At 42.8% G+C, this 23,361-nt stretch carries 29 protein-coding genes and 1 tRNA gene; 17 read left to right on the plus strand and 13 right to left on the minus strand.

The genetic code is table 11. From position 1 onward, the window contains the following. Window positions 1-118: 118 nt before the first annotated feature. A complete protein-coding gene (locus tag AB5443_RS09055; RefSeq protein ID WP_277134998.1) occupies window positions 119-772 on the plus strand; it encodes a hypothetical protein in 654 nt (217 codons plus the stop codon). A 179-nt stretch (window positions 773-951) separates the two neighbouring features. On the opposite strand, the gene AB5443_RS09060 is transcribed toward AB5443_RS09055, so the two are convergent. Beyond that, window positions 952-1,025: transfer RNA gene (locus AB5443_RS09060), tRNA-Thr, on the minus strand. 103 nt (window positions 1,026-1,128) lie between these two features. On the opposite strand from AB5443_RS09060, the gene AB5443_RS09065 reads away from it, so the two are divergent. Beyond that, window positions 1,129-1,731: a TlpA family protein disulfide reductase gene (locus tag AB5443_RS09065; RefSeq protein WP_277134997.1), complete on the plus strand. Its 603-nt coding sequence runs from the start codon at window positions 1,129-1,131 to the stop codon at window positions 1,729-1,731. Window positions 1,732-1,862: 131 nt separating this feature from the next. Here the strand turns inward: AB5443_RS09065 and AB5443_RS09070 are convergent, their stop codons facing one another. Further along, the gene (locus AB5443_RS09070; RefSeq protein WP_195663817.1) at window positions 1,863-2,594 is read right to left on the minus strand and encodes a bifunctional 2-polyprenyl-6-hydroxyphenol methylase/3-demethylubiquinol 3-O-methyltransferase UbiG; all 732 of its coding nucleotides are present in this window, start codon (window positions 2,592-2,594) and stop codon (window positions 1,863-1,865) included. A gap of 98 nt (window positions 2,595-2,692) precedes the next feature. On the opposite strand from AB5443_RS09070, the gene AB5443_RS09075 reads away from it, so the two are divergent. Both AB5443_RS09075 and AB5443_RS09080 read left to right on the plus strand, forming a co-directional pair. Then, window positions 2,693-2,878 (plus strand): hypothetical protein, encoded by a 186-nt coding sequence (locus tag AB5443_RS09075; protein ID WP_022136515.1) that lies wholly within the window; start codon window positions 2,693-2,695, stop codon window positions 2,876-2,878. 5 nt (window positions 2,879-2,883) lie between these two features. Beyond that, on the plus strand, window positions 2,884-3,366 hold the full coding sequence (locus AB5443_RS09080; RefSeq protein WP_277134996.1) for a DUF3592 domain-containing protein: 483 nt from the start codon (window positions 2,884-2,886) through the stop codon (window positions 3,364-3,366). A gap of 101 nt (window positions 3,367-3,467) precedes the next feature. On the opposite strand, the gene AB5443_RS09085 is transcribed toward AB5443_RS09080, so the two are convergent. The 6 genes from AB5443_RS09085 to AB5443_RS09110 all read right to left on the minus strand — a co-directional run bounded on the left by AB5443_RS09085 (window position 3,468) and on the right by AB5443_RS09110 (window position 8,259). Beyond that, entirely contained in the window at window positions 3,468-3,845 is a 378-nt protein-coding gene (locus AB5443_RS09085) for a VOC family protein (protein WP_277134995.1), read from the minus strand. A 13-nt stretch (window positions 3,846-3,858) separates the two neighbouring features. Continuing rightward, the gene (locus AB5443_RS09090; protein WP_277134994.1) at window positions 3,859-5,004 is read right to left on the minus strand and encodes a DUF4468 domain-containing protein; all 1,146 of its coding nucleotides are present in this window, start codon (window positions 5,002-5,004) and stop codon (window positions 3,859-3,861) included. 13 nt (window positions 5,005-5,017) lie between these two features. Then, window positions 5,018-5,749, minus strand: a complete 732-nt coding sequence (locus AB5443_RS09095; RefSeq protein ID WP_195663815.1) for an MBL fold metallo-hydrolase — start codon at window positions 5,747-5,749, stop codon at window positions 5,018-5,020. A gap of 67 nt (window positions 5,750-5,816) precedes the next feature. Next, complete coding sequence (gene pdxH, locus AB5443_RS09100) at window positions 5,817-6,461, minus strand: pyridoxamine 5'-phosphate oxidase (RefSeq protein ID WP_277134992.1); 645 nt, start codon at window positions 6,459-6,461, stop codon at window positions 5,817-5,819. A gap of 31 nt (window positions 6,462-6,492) precedes the next feature. Continuing rightward, window positions 6,493-7,197, minus strand: a complete 705-nt coding sequence (locus tag AB5443_RS09105) for a pirin family protein (protein WP_022138226.1) — start codon at window positions 7,195-7,197, stop codon at window positions 6,493-6,495. 60 nt (window positions 7,198-7,257) lie between these two features. Continuing rightward, on the minus strand, window positions 7,258-8,259 hold the full coding sequence (locus AB5443_RS09110; protein ID WP_073343593.1) for a 2-hydroxyacid dehydrogenase: 1,002 nt from the start codon (window positions 8,257-8,259) through the stop codon (window positions 7,258-7,260). Window positions 8,260-8,470: 211 nt separating this feature from the next. On the opposite strand from AB5443_RS09110, the gene AB5443_RS09115 reads away from it, so the two are divergent. Then, the gene (locus AB5443_RS09115) at window positions 8,471-9,796 is read left to right on the plus strand and encodes an OmpP1/FadL family transporter (protein WP_277134991.1); all 1,326 of its coding nucleotides are present in this window, start codon (window positions 8,471-8,473) and stop codon (window positions 9,794-9,796) included. 80 nt (window positions 9,797-9,876) lie between these two features. Here AB5443_RS09115 and AB5443_RS09120 read toward each other — a convergent pair whose 3' ends face one another. Continuing rightward, a complete protein-coding gene (locus AB5443_RS09120; RefSeq protein WP_022138223.1) occupies window positions 9,877-11,166 on the minus strand; it encodes a DcaP family trimeric outer membrane transporter in 1,290 nt (429 codons plus the stop codon). A 163-nt stretch (window positions 11,167-11,329) separates the two neighbouring features. Between AB5443_RS09120 and AB5443_RS09125 the strand changes: the two genes are divergently transcribed. Beyond that, the gene (locus AB5443_RS09125) at window positions 11,330-11,833 is read left to right on the plus strand and encodes an RNA polymerase sigma factor (RefSeq protein WP_022138221.1); all 504 of its coding nucleotides are present in this window, start codon (window positions 11,330-11,332) and stop codon (window positions 11,831-11,833) included. Between the two features lie 93 nt (window positions 11,834-11,926). Here the strand turns inward: AB5443_RS09125 and AB5443_RS09130 are convergent, their stop codons facing one another. Continuing rightward, window positions 11,927-12,211, minus strand: coding sequence for a YtxH domain-containing protein (locus AB5443_RS09130; protein WP_022138220.1), 285 nt, complete (start codon window positions 12,209-12,211; stop codon window positions 11,927-11,929). 280 nt (window positions 12,212-12,491) lie between these two features. On the opposite strand from AB5443_RS09130, the gene AB5443_RS09135 reads away from it, so the two are divergent. The 4 genes from AB5443_RS09135 (at window position 12,492) to AB5443_RS09150 (ending at window position 15,504) form a co-directional block, all read left to right on the plus strand. Continuing rightward, on the plus strand, window positions 12,492-13,172 hold the full coding sequence (locus AB5443_RS09135; RefSeq protein ID WP_022138219.1) for a queuosine precursor transporter: 681 nt from the start codon (window positions 12,492-12,494) through the stop codon (window positions 13,170-13,172). 8 nt (window positions 13,173-13,180) lie between these two features. Continuing rightward, a complete protein-coding gene (queC, locus tag AB5443_RS09140) occupies window positions 13,181-13,840 on the plus strand; it encodes a 7-cyano-7-deazaguanine synthase QueC (RefSeq protein WP_277134990.1) in 660 nt (219 codons plus the stop codon). 558 nt (window positions 13,841-14,398) lie between these two features. Then, complete coding sequence (gene queF, locus AB5443_RS09145; protein WP_277134988.1) at window positions 14,399-14,854, plus strand: preQ(1) synthase; 456 nt, start codon at window positions 14,399-14,401, stop codon at window positions 14,852-14,854. Between the two features lie 5 nt (window positions 14,855-14,859). Then, a complete protein-coding gene (locus AB5443_RS09150; protein WP_195406410.1) occupies window positions 14,860-15,504 on the plus strand; it encodes an HD domain-containing protein in 645 nt (214 codons plus the stop codon). Here the strand turns inward: AB5443_RS09150 and AB5443_RS09155 are convergent, their stop codons facing one another. Then, window positions 15,505-15,813 (minus strand): hypothetical protein, encoded by a 309-nt coding sequence (locus AB5443_RS09155; RefSeq protein WP_073343321.1) that lies wholly within the window; start codon window positions 15,811-15,813, stop codon window positions 15,505-15,507. It abuts the gene before it with no gap. A gap of 100 nt (window positions 15,814-15,913) precedes the next feature. Next, window positions 15,914-16,387, minus strand: a complete 474-nt coding sequence (gene rlmH / locus AB5443_RS09160; protein ID WP_044654264.1) for a 23S rRNA (pseudouridine(1915)-N(3))-methyltransferase RlmH — start codon at window positions 16,385-16,387, stop codon at window positions 15,914-15,916. Window positions 16,388-16,514: 127 nt separating this feature from the next. Between rlmH and AB5443_RS09165 the strand changes: the two genes are divergently transcribed. The 7 genes from AB5443_RS09165 (at window position 16,515) to AB5443_RS09195 (ending at window position 22,067) form a co-directional block, all read left to right on the plus strand. Further along, window positions 16,515-16,907: a DUF4783 domain-containing protein gene (locus AB5443_RS09165; RefSeq protein ID WP_044654252.1), complete on the plus strand. Its 393-nt coding sequence runs from the start codon at window positions 16,515-16,517 to the stop codon at window positions 16,905-16,907. Then, entirely contained in the window at window positions 16,900-17,748 is an 849-nt protein-coding gene (gene nadC, locus AB5443_RS09170) for a carboxylating nicotinate-nucleotide diphosphorylase (protein ID WP_044654253.1), read from the plus strand. The genes AB5443_RS09165 and nadC overlap by 8 nt, the downstream gene beginning before the upstream one ends. A gap of 269 nt (window positions 17,749-18,017) precedes the next feature. Beyond that, entirely contained in the window at window positions 18,018-18,569 is a 552-nt protein-coding gene (locus AB5443_RS09175; RefSeq protein ID WP_044654254.1) for an RNA polymerase sigma factor, read from the plus strand. Then, entirely contained in the window at window positions 18,553-19,599 is a 1,047-nt protein-coding gene (locus AB5443_RS09180; RefSeq protein ID WP_277134987.1) for an outer membrane beta-barrel protein, read from the plus strand. The genes AB5443_RS09175 and AB5443_RS09180 overlap by 17 nt, the downstream gene beginning before the upstream one ends. Before the next feature lie 11 nt (window positions 19,600-19,610). Continuing rightward, entirely contained in the window at window positions 19,611-20,135 is a 525-nt protein-coding gene (locus tag AB5443_RS09185; RefSeq protein WP_022137232.1) for a DUF4943 family protein, read from the plus strand. Window positions 20,136-20,320: 185 nt separating this feature from the next. Next, the gene (locus AB5443_RS09190; protein WP_022137233.1) at window positions 20,321-21,049 is read left to right on the plus strand and encodes a DUF4858 domain-containing protein; all 729 of its coding nucleotides are present in this window, start codon (window positions 20,321-20,323) and stop codon (window positions 21,047-21,049) included. Between the two features lie 73 nt (window positions 21,050-21,122). Further along, window positions 21,123-22,067, plus strand: coding sequence for a nitronate monooxygenase family protein (locus AB5443_RS09195; RefSeq protein WP_022137234.1), 945 nt, complete (start codon window positions 21,123-21,125; stop codon window positions 22,065-22,067). Window positions 22,068-22,203: 136 nt separating this feature from the next. Here AB5443_RS09195 and ald read toward each other — a convergent pair whose 3' ends face one another. After that, window positions 22,204-23,310: an alanine dehydrogenase gene (gene ald / locus AB5443_RS09200; protein ID WP_022137235.1), complete on the minus strand. Its 1,107-nt coding sequence runs from the start codon at window positions 23,308-23,310 to the stop codon at window positions 22,204-22,206. Between the last annotated feature and the right edge of the window lie 51 nt (window positions 23,311-23,361).

Genomic DNA, 23,361 nt, shown 5'->3' on the forward strand with positions numbered 1-23,361 from the left:
CTTCTTGTATTTCACAAATGATATAATTATTAGGTTTTTCCCTATTAACGATTATAGAATCCACCGATTAATTATGATTTTCCTGTGTTACTTTTGTAGTAAACCAAAAGAAAACATTATGAAAAAGATTTTATTCATTCTATTTGCTGCACAGTTTGTTTTAGCTCCTTATATGACAAAGAGCTATGGTGCAAGGGCTGTCGAGGAGAATCACGAATATTCGATGGGCGATCAGGGAAAGAGAACAGTCAAGAAAGACATCTTGGGAAATATTATCATTGAGGATGATAGAGGTAATAGAAAAACAGTCAAGAAAGACATCTTTGGAAACCTTACTATTGAGGATGATAAAGGTAACCGAAAGACTGTAAGAGAAGATATTTTAGGGAATATTACAATCGAAGATAATAAGGGTAATAGAAAAACTATTCGGGAAGATATTTTTGGAAATACCATTATTGAAGATAATGAGGGTAACCGCAAGACTGTAAAAGAAGATATCTTTGGGAATACTATAATCGAGGACAATAAAGGTAATAGAAAAACTGTCCGGGGAGATATTTTTGGAAATACCATTATCGAAGACAATAAAGGTAATCGGAAGACAGTGAAGGAAGATATCTTTGGTAATACCATAATCGAGGATAATAAGGGTAATAGGACAACTATTAAGAAAGATATTTTTGGTAACCAAATAATAGAAGATAGCAAAGGAAATAGGAAGATTATTAAGAAAGATATCTTCGGAAATACAATTATTGAAAAGTATTAAAGTATGTGACTGGGGATGTCTGATTCTTTCGTTATCTTTGTATCGAAATATATCAGAAATTAGTTGAATGTATCCATGAATCGTATAAAAGGCATACTTTATGCGGCAGTATCCTCTTCCACTTTTGGGCGGTATAAAAAATGCTGTTTATCTGATGATAAACAGCATTTACTTTGAAGAGCCTCTTGTCGGATTCGAACCAACGACCCCGAGATTACAAATCACGTGCTCTGGCCAACTGAGCTAAAGAGGCGTTATTTTCTTTTGCGGGTGCAAAGGTATGAAATTCTTTTAAAAATGCAAATACCTCACGCACTTTTTTTATATTTGCAGTCTCACTAATGATTGATAAGAAGATGAAAAAGAAAATTATGAATGTATGTGGTATGGCGTTTCTAGCCATAAGTATATTGGCATGTTCCGGTCAGAAGAAAGGGGCGGCGGGTGCTGAGGCTACAATAGACAGTGTGGAAGTAGCTTCGGAAGCATTGACAGTCGAAGCGGATAGTACAGGATATATCGTTCGGGTAGGAGAGACGGCTCCCGATTTCACGATTACGCTAACCGATGGCAAACAAGTAAGTTTGTCCTCACTTCGGGGTAAAGTCGTAATGTTACAGTTTACGGCAAGCTGGTGTGGTGTATGTCGTAAAGAAATGCCGTTTATTGAAAAAGACATCTGGCTGAAACATAAGGACAATACTGACTTCGCATTGATTGGTATCGACCGTGACGAACCACTTGACAAAGTACTTGCCTTTGCTAAATCTACAGGTGTCACCTATCCGTTGGGATTAGATCCGGGAGCTGATATTTTTGCGAAATATGCATTGCGTGAATCCGGCATAACGAGAAATGTATTGATAGATAAAGAAGGAAGAATTGTAAAGTTGACTCGTTTGTATAATGAAGAAGAGTTTGCTTCCCTTGTGCAGATGATTAATGAAATGCTGAAGTAATATACAGCTATTCTTCAGCGGATTATACCATATAGAAATAGTGACGCTATCTCATCGGAATGGCGTCACTATTTCTGTTATATAGCGACACTATCCTGACTGCATACCGTCACTATTTCCTCATGGGCTATTCAGGCAAGACTTAGCTTTGCCAAATAATCGTAATGTTTTCCTTCTTTTACCAGTTCAGCTTTAAAACCACATTCGGCAGCATATAAGCTAAGTGTCTGGAAATCGACATATAACCAGTCGAATGGTTCTCCTTTCACATCCTTGTATTGCATCTGAAAATCAATTTCCCCATAATAATCTCCGGCCAAATCAATCACTATACTGCCATCCTCTTCCTCGAAAAGATAACGCAGATCGCTGGAATCCATCCATATACATCCGCCGGGACGAAGGATACATTTCATTCGCCGGAAGAAATCGGGCATATTACTTAGTTTTCCGATAATTCCCGAACCATTCATCAGCATCAGGACAGAATCAAACGTTTCAGTAAATGTCCCGTCAAAAAGATTGGTAAGACGAACATCATTGACTCCCCGCTGTTTCATTACTTCGACAGATAACGGAGAAATATCAATGGCACATACCTCTTTTCCCATTTCCTGAAGTGCCAATGCATGGCAGCCACTTCCTGCACCAACATCCAATATCCGTCCTGTAGCCATTTGCAGAGCGGTTCGTTCCAGTACAGGCATGGACTGGATATTGCGGAATAATTCCTTGACGGGAATCACATCTTCTTCGAATTGAGATGAAAATACCCGCAAGCGGTCGGCTCTGCGATGGTTGAAATAATCAGAAATAGCGGTTCCCATCGGATCCCTTTCTGCGGAGAGAATTGTTGTTGCCATTGGAGGTTACATATTGTTTTAGTCGACAAAGATAAATAAATCCGTAGAAAAGGATTATCTTTGCACATGTAAATGTGAATATTAATAATGTATATTATATGAGTATTGAAGAAGCAATCATGGGTGGAATCGTCTTTAAAGGTAAGAAAGATAAGCCCAAAGAAGAGGAAAAAGTGAAGACAAAGGCGAAGAAAGCAACCTATATCCGAGGACAACATGGTTCGGGAGCTGCGAAAATGAAAGCAGATATCCGGAAGAAAAGAGCAAATCGACACAAAAAATAAACATCGTGATAATCAATATTTTTATTTGTATAGCGGCAATTGTACTATTTTTAAGAGGCATTATTTTCCTGCTAAAGACAAAACTGATCTGGATGCTATATGTCCAAATTATGGAGAGCTACAGTATGAAGGTGACAGGAAGGGTCGTAGATCTAGAAGTTAAGACCAGGACGAATGGCGTTAATGGTGTCATTACGGTAAATTATCCCATAGTGGAGTATAAACTGGGTGAAGAGAAAGAAATGAATCGTCAATCTGCCGGCTATGATATTGTAGTTGAAGCGGATGATAAGTCTCATATGCTGTATGCTCAAAAGTCCCCTCACATAGGAGATAAAGTAACAGTCATGTATAATCCGGATAGTTTGGATAAAATATTCGCATTTCCCAATATGCCTTTTACTAGATTATTATGTAGGCTGTTTCTTCCTGGGGGAATTTATATTCTGGCAGGTATTTTGGGTGTCTGCTATATATTTGTTAAATGACTGGTAAGAGAGTGAAAAAGCTCTCTTAAAATAATTCCCCCTGTCACATATAGTTGTAACAGGGGGAATATTATAATTGGGATATTCTAACGCCCTTTCAATTATTTCTGTGGTAGTATCTCGATCCAGTAGTCGTCCGGATCGTTAATGAAATAAAGCCCCATGGCCGTATTTTCAAAACATACACAGTTCATTTCTTTGTGATAAGCTCTGACCGCATCATAATCGCCGGCCACACGGAAACAAAGATGGCTTTCATTCTCGCCCAGTTCGTAAGGAGCGGTATGGTCTTTCAGCCATGTCAGTTCAAGGAGAAAGCCTGTCTCGCTGTCTGTCAGGTAGACTAATGTGAACGAACTGTCGGAAGCTTCCTTCCGGTGATGTTCTTTCAGGCCGAGCGCTTTCTCATAAAAAGCGATGCTTCGTTCCAGATTTGTGACATTGATATTAAAATGGTCAAATTTACTTTTTATTTCCATTGTGCGATCTTCTTTATTGTTTCATTAAGAGCTTCACAATCTCTCCGACATATGTGCGGGGTTGTCCGGCTTGCGGAGCGGTTTGTGAAGGAAGTTTCTTACATTCGATAACAGCCGAAGGAGTTGTCTGGTTCGGGGCATAAAGCTTCAGCGTGTAGCTGTCCGCCTTTTCGATAGCGTCATAAGACTGGTCGGGCGAAAGCGTGCAGTAAGCGACAGCCTTGCCTGACTGGTAACCCAGCGCGCCACCGGCATTGGCAGTCATATTTGTCATGTTGAACTCATCCTTTCCGATGCTGATAACTAATTTACCGCTTCCCATCAACGCATATACTTCGCCCGGAATCTGCTTCAGATTAACCTCTGTATAGCCCGGCATATCTTTTGAAGCCTTGCCTGCCGGAGTAGCGGGCGTGAGAGTTGCGGCAGGAATAACTTTCTGAGCAGGTTCGGCAGTTGTAACCTTGACATCTGTCTTGGCATCTGCACCACCAATCACGATCGGGCCTGCGGCTGCAACGATGGACGGAGCTTTTTGCTCTTCTTCCTTCTTCTTTTTCTCTGCTCTTGGACGGGTATCCGGTGCTCCGAAAGCCACGGCTACATCCATGAACATATCATCTGCGAAATCTACCGTTTTTCTGCGCCACTTAGCCAGTCCGCGTACCAGTTTGGTCTTTGCTTTGTTAAGCGCATATTTGTCGGTAATCCATTCTTCCGCCTTATATTTCTCCGTATCACGGTAGGTGAAACGTATCTTTTCCAGTTCTACCAGGCAGCTTCCCGGTTTGCAGGTAACTGTAATCTGATAATTGATTAATGTACGATCTAAAGACAGGGCGCTTGAACTGAAAACAATCCATTCCTCACCGACACCCGCAATTGTTCCTTTTGCTTCGTCGGAGTAAACGACGCGGCTGTCAATATTCTTGTTTTCTTTCAGACGTTCGTTCATCCACTTGGTTATTGTGTCGAAAATTTGTGTCTGACTCATTCCGGGAATCTGGAATTCCTTGGAGAATACTACTTTACCATCCACTTCGGGAACAGCGCCTACAAGATACCTCGTATCATCTTTTTTGTCTTTTGCAGAGTCTGCCTTCATTGCCGTCGGCAACATAAGGAACAGGGTAAGAAACAGAATCGTAAATTTATTCATAATTATAATGTGTTTATTTGGTAATTTCAAAACTTTCGCCCCGACGGGTGATGCTGATAAAACGGCATCCTGCATCTTCGGCAAAACTTTGAAGCGCGTTGCCGCCTTCATAATCTTCACTGAAGTGCATGGGCACAAATATAGTAGTTTTTATTTGTTCGATGAACTGTTTTGCCCCTTTCATGTAATCTTTTCCCATTCTCCGATCTACCGGAAACAGTACTAAATCAATGATTGGCGCTTTTTCTTTTAAATATTTAACTTCTGCAAGGAAATCACCGTTGGCTTTTCGTATCTCCGCTTCGGTGGATTCTTCACTCCAGTGCCAGTTGTTCAAGTCTCCGGCATGGAAGATACTCCACCCCTGAAGATGAATCAGAAACGAACTGCCGACATCCGTCGAACCGAACGCGTCGATACGGATGGTGTCATCCTCGTATGTCTCTCCTTTTTTTATATAGACGGCATCTCCGGCTTTGGCGCGGCGTGACTTCAGAATATCTTTGGAAAAAATATATTGAATGTCCGGACGCTGTTCTTTCCACGTCAATATGTCACGGTTGAAGTGATCGGGGTGGAAATGAGTAGCCAATACGTACAACTTACCCGGCCTTTGCAGCAGATAATCATGTACAATTCCCCGGTTATGCTCGGTTTCGGAAGAATCCTTGTAGTAATCAATGATAACGGTTACGCCTTCCGCTTCGATGGCGAAACCGCTGTGATAGATATAATCCAGTGTCATAAGCTGAATGTTTTATAGTTGCAATATTACGTATTCTAGTTGGAGTTGCCAAGAAAAATCGACGAAATCAGGGAGCAAGGCGACTGATTTCCCATTCTCCATCCGGTTGCAGGGTATATAGGAAGCGGTCGTGCAGACGGTTCGGACGTCCCTGCCAAAACTCCATTCTCGTAGGGGTGACGGCATATCCGCCCCAGTTGTCGGGTCTTTCCACATTTTTTCCTATCCATCGGGCAGCTTCCTTGACAAAAGCCCGCATCAACTGCATCCTGCTTTTGACAGGCTGGCTTTGCGGAGAGATTCGTGCACCGATCCGGCTTTTATAAGGACGCACACGAAAATATTCATCCGACTCTTCGGGCGGGACTTTGGCAGCCGTTCCTTCTATATGCACCTGCCTTTCGAGCGCATGCCACACAAAAGAAAGGGAGATATATGGATTTTGTGCCAACTGCCTTCCTTTGCGACTTTCGTAATTCGTGTAAAAGACAAACTTTCCGTCATGGAGCCCTTTCAGCAACACAGTGCGTGTGGATGGCCTTCCTTCGGGAGACACAGTGCCCACAATGACAGCGGTCGGCTCGTCCACCTCTGCGTCAATCGCTTCTTGCAGCCAACGGCTGAAAAGCGAAAGCGGGTCGCCGGGAAGTTCATTTTCCCGCAACCCGCTTCTGGTATATTCCTGTCGGATATCAGCTAGATTTGTTTTCATCTATAAACAGTAACTTCTAATTAATAATCCATCACATGGGTACTTCTATCAATAGAATATGTGAGTCCTTCAATGTTTCCAGTTCAAAACTGTTGGTTTCATAAATACCCATTCCGTCGCGGCGTTTCATCACTTCGCCTTCTACTACAATTTCTCCTTCGATAAGAAATATATATACACCTGCATGACTCTGATGCATATGATAACCTAATTTCTTTCCGGCTTCCACCTTGCCGATAGAGAACCATGTATCTTGCAAAAGGGAAGCGGGCGTACTGCCGTCGGGTGATACGATTACCGCCAACTCATTCGGGCGTTCCAGTTCGGTGATATTGAAGTCCTGGTAAACGGGACGCGTATTCCGTTCTCTCGGCATAATCCATATTTGCAGAAATTCCACCGGTTCTACAGGACTTGCATTCATTTCACTATGGAAAATTCCTGTTCCGGCACTCATGGTCTGGATTTCCCCGACGGTGATAATCCGGCTGTTCTTCTTGCTGTCTCCATGTTGCAGATGTCCTTTCAGGGGAATCGAAACGATTTCCATATTCTTGTGCGGATGCGTCTGGAATCCTTCTCCGGGGGCGACCTTGTCATCATTCAGGACACGGAGGGCACCGAAATTGATACGGTCGGAGTCGAAATATTCATCGAAACTGAATGTATGGTAACTATCCAGCCAATCGTATTGGGAATGTCCTCTTGTATCAGCCTTATGTATAACTTTCTTCATAATTTTCTCCTTTTTCTTGTTGATTATATATCCTGTAAACAAAGCAATAGACTAAAAGTTTTATCTCTTCACTTCATTTAGCAGAGGTTTGTGATTGATGAAATCTTTTATGTTTTGCAAGGTTGTCAGGGCAATATTCTCCATCGCTTCGCGTGTGAAGAATGCCTGATGGGAGGTGACAATCACATTATTGAACGAGAGTAGGCGGGCAAGCACATCATCGTCGATGATGCGGTCGGACTGGTCTTCGTAGAAGTACTCACTTTCTTCTTCATATACGTCCAGACCTGCGGAACCGATTTTCTTATTCTTTAACCCTTCAATCAGCGCATTGGTATGAATCAACTGTCCGCGACCGGTATTGATAATCATCACTCCGTCTTTCATCTTGCTGATGGAGTAGTCATTAATAAGATATTTCGTTTCTTCAGTGAGCGGGCAGTGTAGCGAGATAATATCCGAACTATGATATAATTCGTCCAGTGAAGTATAAACAATCTGCTCTTCCCGTGCAAAGTTATAATCAGGGTATAGGTCGTAAGCCAGCACATTCATGCCAAACCCTCTTAAGATATGAATCAGGATTTTCGCTATTTTCCCAGTGCCGATGATACCTGCTGTCTTTCCGTGCATATCAAATCCCATCAAGCCATGAAGGGAGAAATTGCCGTCTTTAGTACGCCAGGAAGCACGTGGAATTTTACGATTCAACGATAGCATAAGAGCTACCGTATATTCGGCAGTCGCATAGGGTGAGTAGGCAGGTACGCGTACAACGGTAATTCCGGCAGTGGCAGCCGCATCCAGATCCACATTGTTGAATCCGGCACATCGCAGCGCCAGCAGTTTTACTCCATTAGCTGCCATGATGCGGATTACTTCTGCATCGGCAACATCATTTACGAAGATACATACAACATCTGCGCCTTGCGTCAGTAGTACATTGTTCTTATTCAGATTTCCTTTGTAATAGCGTATCTCAAATCCGAATTCTTTGTTTCTATCATTGAAAGAAGATTCGTCATAAGGCTTTGTGCCAAAAAATGCAATAGTATAGCCCATCATATTATTCTATAATTTATTATACTATAAAAACGTAAAAACAGGTGGATTTGTTTGCTTCCCGATTGATGATAAATGTAGATTGTTTCATTAGAAACAGTTTGTTTTTTCAATTAAAATGGGTGGGTAAATGAAAATAAATGCACAAACATATGTCTCGTGTGCAATAATATTGTATCTTTGCGCCCGAAATAATTTAAAAAAGATTTAGATGAGAAAAATTTCCTTGATTGGATTTGTAATGCTAATCGTTTCAATTCCAACTTTTGCCGGAGGTCTTCTGACAAATACTAATCAACATGTGGCTTTTTTGAGAATGTTGGCACGTGGTGCTTCCATTGATATTGACGGTGTTTATTCTAATCCTGCCGGTTTGGCTTTCTTACCGGGTGATGGTCTTTATCTTTCTTTGAACGGACAAAGTGCTTATCAGACACGTAATATAGATATGACATTTCCTCTGTTCCCCGAAGATGGACACAGACGTTATTATAAAGGTAAAGCTTCTGCTCCTTTCATTCCTAGTTTTCAGGGTGCATATAAAAAAGGTGATTGGACTATTTCAGGTAGTTTCGCTGTTGTAGGTGGTGGTGGAAAAGCATCTTTCGATGATGGTTTAGGCATGTTCGATTCAATGATAATAGGTACAATCAGCCAAGCTACTGGAGGAGTGGTAACTCCCTCTATGTACTCTATCAATAGCGCAATGGATGGAAGCCAATTTATTTATGGTGTTCAATTAGGTTTGTCGTATAAGATAAAAGATTGGTTGTCTGTTTTTGCCGGTGGGCGTATGAACTATTTTAGTGGTGGATATGAAGGATTTTTAACAGCAAAAGTGAATAATGATCTGCCGAATATGCCAGCAGGTACAGAACTGGCTGGTATAGAACTGGATTGCGATCAGACAGGTTGGGGAATTACACCGATTCTTGGTGCTGATGTAAAATTAGGAAAATGGAATATCGGCTTGAAATATGAATTCATGACAAGTTTGAATCTTGAAAATAAAACCAAAAAGGCAGAAGTTCGTCAGAATGGAGTTGTAATGGGAGAAGAAGGAAACCCATTGGCTGATTATAAGGACGGTGTAAACACTCCGAGTGATATTCCGGCTTTACTGACTGCTGCTGTTGGTTATGAAATCCTTCCCACACTTCGTGCGTCTGTGGAATACCACCATTTCTTTGATAAAGCCGCAGGTATGGCAAATGATAAACAAAAAGCTTTGAAACATGGTACACATGAAATTTTAGTTGGTGCAGAGTGGGATGTAACCAAGCAACTGACTATCAGTGGCGGTTATCAAAATACAGATTATGGACTGGCAGATGATTTTCAAAGTGATATTAGCTTCTCTTGTGATTCTTACTCACTTGGCTTCGGTGCTGCAATTAAGATGACTAAGCATTTGACAATGAATGTCGCTTATTTTTGGACAAATTATAAGGATTATAATAAAGTGACAGAAATCTCAGCAACTACTTACAGCCGTACAAATAAAGTATTTGGTCTTGGTGTAGATTATAAGTTCTAAATTTCACAATCCAACCTTTTATATATAAAGGAGCCGTCTCAAACAACTGTTTTGAGACGGCTTCTTTGTTTTATATTAATTTAGAAAGAATACTGTACCAGCATATTCAACCGGTTGGCATGACGGGTTGAAGAACTGAAATCACTGCGCCATCCCCTCAAATACTCGACGCCCACTTGCAGATTACTGCTTACATTCCAGAAAGCATTGGCTACAAGATACTGTCCCTTGCGGTAAGATTCCGGATTTTCGCTTGGATATCCGTTCTCAGAATAAAGTCTGGATAAACTATATGTTCCGGAAACAAAGAAACTCGGGCAAAAATTATATTGCAGTCCGGCATACCATCCCAACATCGGAAGAACCTGCATTTTTCCTTCATCGTCAGGATCGGGAACAATGTCCACATTGAGATTGCTTAAATCATTCAGATAAGAACCGATACCCTTACCATAATTGAACTGTCCGTAAACCTGCAACTTCTTTGTGATATTGAATGTAGTGGATGCCTGCAAACCGAATCCGGTAGTCGAATAAGCCTTGTCATATACATTACTTGAATAAGTCATACTGCGTACGATTGCGCCAAGTTTGATATGACTGCTACTGTTCCAGTTATATTGTGCGGAAGCGGCAAAGTCCGGCATCCGTTGGGTGTTGACGGAAACATCGCTGTTGGTAGTGCCGTCTACCGAAGGCATTTCCATGGCAACGCCAAATTTCCAGTTTTTCAACTTGTCGCACATATAGCTTAATTGCGTGGTGCGGTAGAACGCCGAACCGTTAGGGCCTGCAAAGTCGATAGTAGGAGGAAGCGCGGAAAGATCCATGAACGAACCATAACTATATCCGATGGTAAAACCGAGGAATTGCGCATACGCATTTTGCAATTCAAAAGTCTTTCCGTCTCCGCGGAAGTTACCGGCGGTGTAAACCACGAAGTCACCGAGATGTTTCGTACGTCCCACCAGTTTAAGGAATAGGGTGGAAGTGGTGATGTCCATCTGGAACTGATTCCTTGCAAAATTTCCCTTTCCCGGTTGGGGAATCAATGCCGGATAGAAATCGACGTCGTCAACGATACCGTTAAAGTCATACTCTGCCGTTGCACGGACATAACCGCCGATGCCCAATGCAAACTTACCCTTCTGGTCAGTCAGCAGAAAGCGGGGAGCGTTCGGGTCATGGAAACGCATCTGCGAACGGTCGTTCATGATCCGGATAATTTCATCTCCTGCCTTATCACGAGAGACAAACATGATGGAATTGGGTTCTTCATCTTCGATGATTACCTTCTTTTGTGCATGGGCACAGAGGGGGAAGATTCCCATCCCCAGTAGCATAGCTACCATTTTAAAACTAGTTTTCATTATCAGTTAAGTTTTAGGTGAATGCCCAATGAACAACTAAAAAAAGAAATGGTTGAGAGGGGCAAAGGAAAAATTGCCAAACTAACCGGAAGAATTGCTATTTATAATCATTCTAAAAAAACGGAACTTTGTACCGTACTAATCAGATAAAAGAAATACGACGATGGGAAAAGTAGAATTTACTCAAGGAATATTAGACATACAGCCGGATTTGCACCGCTTCGCATATAAGCTCACTGCAAACCGTGATTCAGCTAATGATTTGGTTCAGGACTGTGTGTTGCAAGCATTGGACAATCATGAGAAGTTTACGTATAGCAAGAATCTGAAAGGATGGATGTACACTCTCATGCGTAACATCTTTGTCAATAACTATCGCCGTACTGTCCGCGAAATGAATATCATGGATGATACCTATTCTGTAAATCAACAGCACATGATTGAAGACGAAGATGGTGGCAAGTTTGAGTTTGCCTATGATATGAAGCAATTGTATCGTGTGTTACATACCATTCCCGACGATATGAAAGTACCTTTCCAGATGTTTGTCGCCGGATTTAAGTATAGAGAAATTGCCGAGAAACTAGGATTGCCGATGGGGACGGTGAAAAGCCGTTTGTTCTTCATCCGTAAACGGTTGAAAGAAGAATTGAAAGATTTCTCCTGATACAATTCTTTTTGATTGAGTGATGTGTTTTAAGGTCAAAGTGATGAGCCTTCCTGCCATAGACGACAACTGGCGGGAAGGCTCATTTTGTTGTTAATCCATCATTTCCTGGACTCTGTGTTTAGCCTTTTGAGCAGTCTCCTGCGCGGTATGGGCTGCTTCCGTGGCTTTTTCTTTCACTGTGTTAGTCGCTTCTGTCGCTTTTTCCTGAGCAACATGTGCGGCATGTTGTACTTTCTTTTTCAAGCTTTCGCCCGAATGTGAACTCGCTTCGGCACCTCTTTCCTTAGCTTCTTCGGCTCTCTCTTCAGCAAGCCGGGCATTTTTCTTTTCCTGCATTGCTGCTTCTTTTACGTCTTTCTTAAATTGATGTTCCATGATCTGGTCTTTTAGTTAAACATGGATTTTAAACACGTGGCCGTCTGAAAAGGATTCCCCGATTAGGAAATTTTCATTCTTTTTCATTCATCCAAATATTTGTATAGGTAGCATCCTTCCTTTTTATCGAGGATATTCATGAGTTGCAACCGGTCAATCATCAAATATCTTTTGCTTTTTCATAGTTTTTCCTCTATCTTTGCAGCCCGAAAGAAAAAGAAAGTATGATGCCGTGAATAGCGGTCGTGTATTCTAGAACACCACGTAAAAAACAGGAATTATGAAAGAGAAAGTATCTGTACCTTTTATGCTGCTTGGCATTCTTTTTAATGTATGCCTTATTGCGGCCAATCTTCTTGAAACGAAAGTAATCCAAATCGGTAGCCTGACCGTGACCGCCGGATTATTGGTTTTTCCTATTTCTTATATAATCAATGATTGTATCGCCGAAGTTTGGGGATTCAAGAAAGCGCGTCTTATCATTTGGAGTGGTTTTGCGATGAATTTCTTTGTTGTAAGTCTTGGACTGATAGCAGTTGCCATTCCGGCTGCTCCTTTTTGGGAAGGCGAAGAGCATTTTGATTTTGTATTCGGTATGGCGCCCCGTATTGTGGCTGCCAGTCTGATGGCTTTTTTGGTCGGTTCGTTCCTCAATGCTTATGTGATGAGCAAGATGAAGATAGCCAGTCAGGGCAAGAATTTTTCCGCCCGTGCCATTTGGTCTACTGTTGTCGGTGAGACTGCCGATTCATTGATTTTCTTCCCGGTAGCATTCGGAGGAATTATTGCATGGAAAGAACTGCTCATTATGATGGGAATCCAAATCGTACTGAAATCCATGTACGAAGTGATGATTCTTCCGGTCACTATCCGTGTGGTGAAAGCGATTAAGAAAATAGACGGTAGCGATGTCTACGATACCGATATCTCCTACAATGTACTGAAAATCAAAGATATTTAAAATATTGTATGAATAGAGAAGCAGCATTGGTTGTGTTCAGTGGCGGGCAGGATTCCACCACCTGCCTGTTTTGGGCAAAGCGCAACTTCAAGAAAGTATATGCCCTGAGTTTCCTGTATGGTCAGAAACATCAGAAGGAAGTGGAGCTTGCACGGGAGATAGCCCGTAAAGCGGAAGTGGAATTCGATGTGATGGATGTATCCTTCATCGGAAAACTGGGACGTAACTCACTAACTGACGCTACGATGGTGATGGATCAGGAAAAACCGGCAGATGGTGCTCCCAATACATTTGTTCCGGGACGTAACCTGTTTTTTCTCAGCATCGCAGCAGTATATGCCCGCGAACGTGGCATCAATCACTTGGTGACAGGAGTTTCCCAAACAGATTTCAGTGGTTATCCCGACTGCCGCGACGCGTTTGTCAAGTCACTCAATGTGACATTGAACTTGGCTATGGATGAACAATTTGTAATCCATACTCCTCTGATGTGGATTGATAAAGCCGAAACATGGGCTTTGGCGGACGAACTGGGAGTGTTGGAACTGATTCGCACCGAGACTTTGACATGCTATAATGGTGTACAAGGTGATGGTTGCGGACATTGTCCGGCTTGTACGTTGCGTCGGGAAGGACTGGAGAAATATTTAAAAAGTAAGAATCAATAATATCTCTACACAGAGATTAAAAATGCATTTTCTGCTGTCATCTGTCACATTGCTGTAGCTAATCGTTTGATTATAAAATGAATAGTCTGTGACAGCAAGTGGTGACAGCAACTAAATTCGACATTCTGCCGTCACATCTCTTGTCACCGGTAAGCTCTGATAAATAAGATAGTAGCTTCTGTTCGGGAATTGTATCGGCTTAATTCAGTTTCAACAGCTTGAAACTGTTGTTTCACGGCAAGAAACCTGAGTTTCATTAGGGGAAACTAAAGTTTCATCAGCGAGAAACTAAAGTTTCAATCGTAAGAAACTAGAGTTTCAACGGTAAGAAACTAAAGTTTCTATTGCTTGAAACACGCCGTAACACATAGGACGCGGATAAATCCCCCCGTGGGGTTAAAGAATTACGGTGATAGGTGACAGATACGGTGATAGGTTGTAAAATGAATCATTCACCACTCAAATACTTATGAATAAGGTGTTTGAGTATGGTCGGTGATAGGTGAAAGAGGAAATGCGTTTTTTATCTATGTAGAGGATTGCAGTAAACGAGTACAAATGACAGAATTAAAAGACCAACTTTCCTTATTAGGAAGAAAAACCGAGTATAAGCAAGATTATGCTCCTGAAGTATTAGAAGCCTTTGATAATAAGCATCCTGAGAATGACTACTGGGTACGTTTCAACTGCCCTGAGTTCACAAGTTTGTGTCCTATCACCGGACAGCCGGACTTTGCTGAAATACGTATCAGCTACATACCGGATATAAAAATGGTAGAAAGTAAGAGTTTGAAACTGTATCTTTTCAGTTTCCGTAATCATGGTGCTTTCCACGAAGACTGCGTCAATATTATAATGAAAGACCTTATCCGGCTGATGAATCCCAAGTATATCGAAGTAACAGGAATCTTTACTCCCCGTGGAGGTATCTCCATCTATCCGTATGCCAATTACGGCCGTTCGGGAACTAAGTTTAAGCAAATGGCAGAACATCGTTTGATGAATCGGGAGTAGTACATATGAATACTAGTTTGCCAATAGAACTCCGTGAGTATATTCAGCAGAATATAATTCCGCAATATGTCAACTTCGACAAGGCACATCAAATAGACCATGTTGAAAAAGTAATTGAAGAAAGTCTGAAACTGGCTTCTTATTATGATGTCAATCTGCCGATGGTCTATACGATTGCCGCTTACCATGACTTGGGACTGTGTGAGGGACGTGAGTTTCATCATATAGTATCCGGCAAGAAATTAATGGCGGATGAAACTTTGCGACATTGGTTTACGGATGAACAACTGTTGCAGATGAAAGAAGCGATAGAAGACCATCGTGCATCCAACAAACAGATTCCGAGAAGTATCTATGGAAAAATAGTTGCCGAAGCCGACCGTATAATAGATCCCGAGGTAACGTTGCGTCGTACCGTTCAGTATGGATTGTCCCATTATCCGGAAATGGATAAAGAACAGCAATATGCTCGCTTTCGTAAACATCTTAATGATAAGTATGCGGAAGGGGGATATTTGAAGTTATGGATACCTCAGTCGGATAATGCCGGACGGTTGGCGGAATTACGGAAATTGATTACTAGTGAAGATAAATTGATTAAAGTGTTTGATAGGTTGTATTTAGAAGAAAAGACTAGGCTTTTATTATGATTATTCTGTGTTCCAAATAGTAGGATTCCGTAAACTTTCGTGATAACATCTATATTTTTCTTTGGAGGTATTTGAGATACAACAGATATATGCTAAAGCTTTTCGATCCAATGAACGCAAAGATTTGCAGACTGATACGATTTTATCTAATCCATAATAAGACCGTATTAGCAACCAATCTGCCAGAGTGCCATATTCCAAGACGCGTTGGATAATTTGTGCCGGACAGGTATCCATATCAGCCTTTGATATATCTATATCCCAAAACAAATGGGGAGATAATTTTGATATGTATTCTTTCTGTTCCATGGTCTATAGTTAATGAGACTCTATCTTTTCTACAAAGGAACTATTTTATTTCAGATTAACCAAGCGGGTAACTCCTTTTAACACCGTCACCGGCATGTTTTTACTCGTGATGATACGGCCCCCCGTTCAATATCGTCATCGCCCGATAAATCTGTTCCACGAATATCAGTCGTATCATTTGATGCGAGAAAGTCATTTTCGACATTGAAATCTTCTCATGGGCTGCCTGATAGACTTTCTCGGAGAAGCCGTAAGGGCCACCGATAATGAAAACCAGCCGTTTGTTGACCGTATTCATTTTCCGTTTCATGTAGTCGGCAAATTCAAGGGAACGCATCTCTTTTCCGTGTTCGTCGAGCAGCACCACCACATCTCCCGGTTGGAGCGCTTTCAAAATTAACTCACCTTCCTTTTCTTTCTGTACTTCCATTGAAAGACTCTTCGTGTTTTTCAGTTCGGGAATCACTTCCATATCAAAAGTGATATAGCGTTTTGTACGCTGTACATAGTCGTTGATAGCTGTAATATAGTGTTGTTCTACGGTTCGTCCTACGACGAGCAGAGTTGTCTTCATGCCTTTATAATTCTGATTAATGCACAAAAATAGGCATTTTTTATGTTATTCTGCAATTAATGCTTACCTTTGCCTATCATTAGTTGAAAGTTTGAGTCTTTAAACTTCAACTTAAAAGCTTGTAATTATGAAAAAACGAGTGCTCGTAGGAATGACCGCTTTGCTTCTTTCCCTCTCGTTGCTAATGGCGCAAGAGATACCGGCAGGAGTGATTACGGCATTTAAAAGAGGAAGCTCGCAAGAGCTGAGTAAGTATATGGGGGACAAGGTAAACCTGGTGCTCCAAGGTCGCTCGACAAACGTTGACAAGCAGAAAGCAATGGCTACGATGCAGGAATTCTTTACGGAGAATAAAGTCAGCGGATTTAACGTGAACCATCAGGGAAAACGGGACGAATCAAGTTTCGTTATCGGAACGTTGGCTACTACTAAGGGGAACTTCCGCGTGAATTGTTTCCTCAAGAAAGTACAGGATAAATGTTTAATACACCAAATAAGAATTGACAAAATCAATGAATAAGGAAAAAGAACTGATCGACAAACTGATCGACCTTGCTTTTGCAGAAGATATAGGTGATGGTGACCATACCACCCTTTCATGTATCCCCGCTACAGCAATGGGAAAATCAAAATTGCTTATCAAAGAAGCCGGCGTACTGGCAGGCATCGAAGTAGCTAAGGAAATCTTCAACCGTTTCGACCCGACTATGAAAGTCGAAGTCTTTATCAACGACGGAACAGAAGTGAAACCGGGCGATGTGGCCATGGTAGTGGAAGGAAAAGTGCAATCACTGCTTCAGACCGAACGCCTGATGCTGAACGTGATGCAACGTATGAGCGGTATCGCCACAATGACCCGCAAATATGCAAAGAAACTGGAAGGCACAAATACCCGCGTACTGGATACCCGCAAGACGACTCCGGGGATGCGTATCCTCGAAAAGATGGCTGTGAAAATCGGTGGCGGTGTGAATCATCGCATCGGTCTGTTCGACATGATTCTTTTGAAAGATAATCATGTGGACTTTGCCGGAGGAATTGACAAGGCTATCACCCGTGCCAAAGAATATTGCAAAGAAAAAGGTAAAGACCTGAAAATAGAAATAGAAGTCCGCAGCTTCGACGAACTGCAACAAGTTCTTGATCTCGGTGGGGTAGACCGTATCATGTTTGATAACTTCACTCCCGAAATGACGAAAAAGGCAGTAGAGATGGTAGCCGGCAAATACGAAACCGAATCTTCAGGCGGTATCACTTTTGACACTCTTCGTGACTATGCCGAATGTGGCGTAGATTTCATCTCCGTAGGTGCTCTGACTCATTCAGTGAAAGGACTGGACATGAGCTTCAAGGCCTGCTAAATGAAAAAGAGAAGATTGTCATGAAGATTTCTTAAGACGCGCGTAACGCGGATGGCACGGATAGTAAGACTTTAATAAAAAGAATCCGCGTTATCCGCGTTATTTGTATCTGAAGACTGTTTCCCATCTTCCCTGTTTTTGCATATGCTTCAGAAAAAACTTTTGCATTTGTATTCTTTAACATTTTCTGTTGCAGCATTCCTCAAACTCTTGCGTCTAATGGATAAAACGACGCAGACATACGTTCGATTTTAAAAAAGGTAATTGACTTGGAAAACGAGATAGAACTGGTAAAGGGCTGTCGGGCAGGAAAGGATTCAGCCCGAAGGGAACTTTACACTCTCTATTCCAAACAGATGCTGGCGGTTTGTTTCCGCTATACGGGCGATATGGATGCGGCGCACGATGTACTGCATGACGGTTTCATCAAGATTTTTACCAACTTCTCCTTCAGGGGCGAATCTTCGCTCTGCACATGGATAACCCGGGTGATGGTCACTCAATCACTTGATTATTTGAGACGGGAGAAACGAGTCAGCCAGTTGGTAGTGCATGAAGAGCAACTTCCCGATATCCCCGATATATCGGACTCGGGAGGAGGGGCTGGAATCTCCGAAGAGCAGTTGATGGCATTCATTGCCGAATTGCCGGATGGTTGCCGAACCGTTTTCAACCTTTATGTGTTTGAAGAAAAGTCGCACAAGGAGATAGCCAGGATGCTTCACATTAAGGAACATTCGTCTACTTCGCAGTTGCATCGCGCCAAATATTTGTTAGCAAAAAGAATTAAAGAGTATAGGAACAATGAAGAAAGAAAATGATGAAATAACCGATCTGTTTCGCACGCGTCTTGCTGATGCAGGGATGAGTGTCCGGGATGGCTTTTGGGAAGAGCTCTCGCAGGATATTCCTGTGGCTTGCCAACATCGCCGTCGGATTCTGCTCTTCCGTGTGGCGGCTGCGGCATCTGTATTGCTCGTTTTGGCGGCTTCGTCGGCTACTTTCCTGTATTTCTCTCCCAAGGAAGAGATGGAAGAAGCATTTACGAAGATAGCCGTGACGAACGGGGGGCAGATGGACGGAGACGGAATACGTGTCAATCAACTGCCATTGCCGGTAGAACCTGTTTTGCCGAAGCCGGCTCCTAAATCATTCGGTATGTTGTCGCAATGTGTGGAAGAGGAGGATTCGCTTTCTATTACCTTCTCCATGTCGTTCTCTTTTTCGTCGACTACTACGGGAAGTGGTAATCGTTATGGTAATCAAGGTTATAATGGTTATTGGCAGGCTGCAAATGGAAATACGGAATCATCTGCTGTGCAGGAAGAAACCGCAAGTCCGGCTGTTACTCCCGAAAAAGTTGTGAAGAGACATCGCTGGGCGATAAAAGCGCAGTTAGGCACGGCACTTCCGGCGGATGACGGTACTTATAAGATGCCAATCTCCGCAGGGGTGACAGTAGAACGAAAATTGAATGATTACTTGGGGATAGAAACAGGACTGCTTTATTCCAATCTCCGTTCGGCAGGACAACATTTGCATTATCTAGGTATCCCTGTCCGGGTAAACGTGACGTTGGTGGATACGAAGAAAATTGACCTTTACGCTACCGTAGGCGGGATAGCGGATAAATGCATAGCCGGTGCTCCGGACAACAGTTTCAAGGAAGAACCTGTCCAACTGGCAGTGACTGCCGGCATTGGAATCAATTATAAAATTAATGACCGGCTTGCGCTCTTTGCCGAACCCGGTATTTCGCATCATTTCAGTACTGATTCGAAACTGGCTACGGTACGTACGAAACGGCCGACTAATTTTAATTTACTTTGCGGACTTCGCATGACGTATTAATCCTTATGAAAATGAAAAAGACACTTGTAATGCTGTGGATGGCACTTTGCCTGATTGTATCGTTCAGTGGATGCAGCAGCGAAGAAATGGATTATAACAATCCGGATGTTGCTCTTTTTGTGAAGCAATTGAAGTCGGGTACGTATAAGATGAAGAATGATAAAGGAGTGGTGGAAGTTCCTCATTTCATGGAAGAGGATATTCCCGAACTTTTAAAATATGCAGAAGATCTGACAATTATACCCTCTTTCCCGTCGGTTTATAATACGAACAACGGTAAGATTCGGTTGGGTGAATGTATGCTTTGGGTGATTGAGTATATCCGTCAGGGCACACCACCGTCAATGGGTTGCAAAATGGTGTTGGCGAATGCTGAAAATTATGAAGCAATCTATTTCCTGACCGACGAGGAGGTGCTCGATGCAGCCGCCTGTTACCGTAGCTGGTGGGAAGAGCGGCAATATCCGAAGACCCGTTGGACGATTGATCCATGCTATGACGAGCCGCTTTGCGGATCGGGCTATCGTTGGTGGTGACACTCAATAAGGAGTTGCGTTCGGAATAAGAAATAGAAAACATTCATGTAGGAACGTTTGTTTGTATCAGTAGTCTTTTAACTGCTGACAGGGGCTTGCTACGCTCAATGGACTGCTGAAAATCGGGTTGAGGCAGGTATGTATGAAGCGTTTGAAAGGTATTAGGTAATGAAAGAATAAAGAGGATGAATAGATTGATGAAACGTTTTTGGGCAACTATGGCATTGTGTTTTGTAACTTTACTTGCGTATTCGCAAGTCTGGACGGCGCAAGACTCATTGCATCTGAAGAAGTTGCTGGATAGTGACCAGGAGTTGCACTTAAATATGGATGCTGTAAAGTCGATTGATTTTGGCGGTGCAGTAGGAAGTCCCCGGATGTCGGAGGAGAAGAAGTGGATGCTGCCTGACGAATCGCTGCCCGAAGCATTACCTAAACCGAAAGTGGTGTTGAGCCTGATGCCGTATAAGGCAAATACCCGTTTCAATTGGGATCCCGTCTATCAGAAAAAGATAAGGGTGGATAAGAATACATGGCGGGGGGATCCTTTCTACGAACTGCGCCATCAAAGATCATACTCCAACTGGGCGCGTAATCCGATGGCAAAGGGGATGCGTAAGTCTTTGGATGAGATACAGGCGAGCGGAGTACGTTTCCGCCAGTTGAGTGAGCGTGCCAATGGGATGTTTGTGAATTCGGTAGTGATGGACAGCCCTATTCCTTTGTTTGGTGGCAGCGGAGTATATATCAATGGCGGAACTATCGGCGGACTTGATCTGATGGCCGTCTTTACGAAAGAATTTTGGAATAAGACAGGGAGAGATAATCGTGCCCGTACCTTGGAGGTTCTGCGGACTTATGGAGACTCGACGACTGTGCTGATAAATAAACCAATCGAACAGATTGCCCGGTAAGGGCGTTATATATATGTACTAATCCTTTCTCATAGGGATATGAAATCATTAGCTCATTGATAAATTATTAATTATGAACAGAATAACTTCTCTTCTAGGGATTCAGTATCCTATAATTCAAGGTGGAATGGTATGGTGTAGCGGTTGGCGGCTTGCTTCCGCAGTGAGTAATGCAGGTGGATTGGGGCTGCTCGGTGCAGGTTCCATGCATCCTGAAACTTTGCGTGAGCATATCCGTAAATGCCGTGCGGCTACGGAACTTCCTTTTGGTGTGAACATACCTTTGATGTATCCTCAAATAGAGGAAATTATGAATATCGTGGTAGAGGAGGGAGTGAAGGTTGTTTTTACTTCTGCCGGAAATCCGAAAACATGGACAGGATGGTTGAAAGAACGTGGAATTACAGTTGTTCATGTGGTTTCTTCCTCGCGTTTTGCTGTGAAGTGTGAAGAAGCAGGAGTAGATGCGGTAGTGGCTGAAGGGTTCGAAGCCGGCGGTCATAACGGTCGTGAAGAAACAACAACTTTCTGTCTGATTCCTGCCGTACGTGAAGCTACAACCTTACCGCTGATAGCTGCCGGTGGTATCGGAACGGGAGAAGGCATATTGGCTGCCATGGTCTTGGGAGCTGAAGGAGTGCAGATGGGAACCCGTTTTGCTTTGACTGAAGAGAGCTCTGCAAGTCCGGTGTTTAAGGATTATTGTTTGAGCCTTGGCGAGGGGGATACTAAGTTGTTATTGAAGAAACTGGCTCCGACACGTCTGGTGAAGAATGGTTTCCGGTATGCAGTGGAAAAGGCGGAAGATAATGGCGCTTCTCCCGAAGAATTGAGAATGCTGTTGGGAAAGGGACGTGCCAAAAAAGGTATGTTTGAAGGCGATCTGGAAGAAGGTGAACTGGAAATAGGACAGGTTTCTTCCATTATATCCCGTCGGCAGTCGGTGGCGGAAGTGATGAGCGAATTGATTGAGGCTTATCGGCAAGCGGCGGAGAAGAAATATTTGTTTTATAGATAAATGATAATTTCTTTTTAGACAGAAGAACATAAGAACAAAAGATGAAACAGTAGTAGTTTAATGACCGGCAGAAATAATTTTCCAAGCGCAGCCTTTATGTTCTTTTGTTCTTATGTCTAAATAAAATTCCCATTTATTATAGACTGATAGGCTCGTATTTCAAACCGAATACATCGGCTATGGCTTTATAGACGATTTTTCCTTCCACTATGTTCAGTCCGAGTGCCAGTGCCGGATCATCTTTACATGCTTTCTTCCAACCTTTGTTTGCCAAAGCTATGACATAGGGGAGGGTAGCGTTGGTCAGTGCCAGTGTAGAGGTGTAGGGAACAGCTCCCGGAATATTGGCTACTGCATAATGTACGATGCCGTCTACGACATAAGTCGGTTCGCTATGGGTGGTTGGATGCGACGTTTCAAAGCATCCGCCCTGATCAATTGCCACATCCACCAGCACCGTGCCGGGCTGCATCATTGAAAGCATTTCTTTGGTAATCAGATGAGGCGCTTTATCACCGGGTATCAGTACGGAACCGATAACCATGTCGACATCCGGTAATTCTTTCCTTATTCTTAATTCGGATGCGTATAGTGTTTTTACGTTCTTGGGCAGTGTTTCGCTCAGGTAGCGTAGTCGGGCTATGTTTATGTCTGCGATGGTTACGTCCGCTCCCATTCCGGCAGCCATTTGTGCAGCGTTGCTTCCTACGATTCCACCACCTAGAATCAATACTTTGGCAGGTTTCACACCCGGCACGCCGCCTAAAAGAATTCCTTTGCCACCTTGCGGCTTTTCCAGAAAACGGGCGCCTTCCTGAACGGACATTCGTCCGGCCACTTCGCTCATGGGAATCAACAGAGGTAATGACTGATCGGCTTTCTCTACGGTTTCGTAGGCCAGACAAACGGATTTGTTGGCAAGCATGGCGAGTGTCAGATCCCTGTCGGAAGCAAAGTGGAAATAAGTGAACAGCAATTGTTCTTTTTTGATGAGTTTATATTCGGGAGCGATCGGCTCCTTTACTTTTACGATCATGTCGGCAATGGCATAAATATCTTCTATCGTCGGCAGAATCTGTGCGCCGACAGCCTGATACGCTTCATCCGGGAAACCGCTGTTTATTCCTGCCGTATGCTGGATATATACTCGATGCCCTTGCTTCACCATTGCGGCTGCTCCGGAAGGTGTCATTCCTACGCGGTTCTCATTGTTCTTGATTTCTTTGGGTACTCCGATGATCATAATGTTACAAATTAAGGGTTTAACAGGCTCCAATGTACGAATAATCCCCTT

The sequence above is a fragment of the Bacteroides sp. RTP21281st1_H5_RTP21281_210402 genome, from assembly GCF_040918965.1.
Lineage (GTDB): Bacteria > Bacteroidota > Bacteroidia > Bacteroidales > Bacteroidaceae > Bacteroides > Bacteroides congonensis.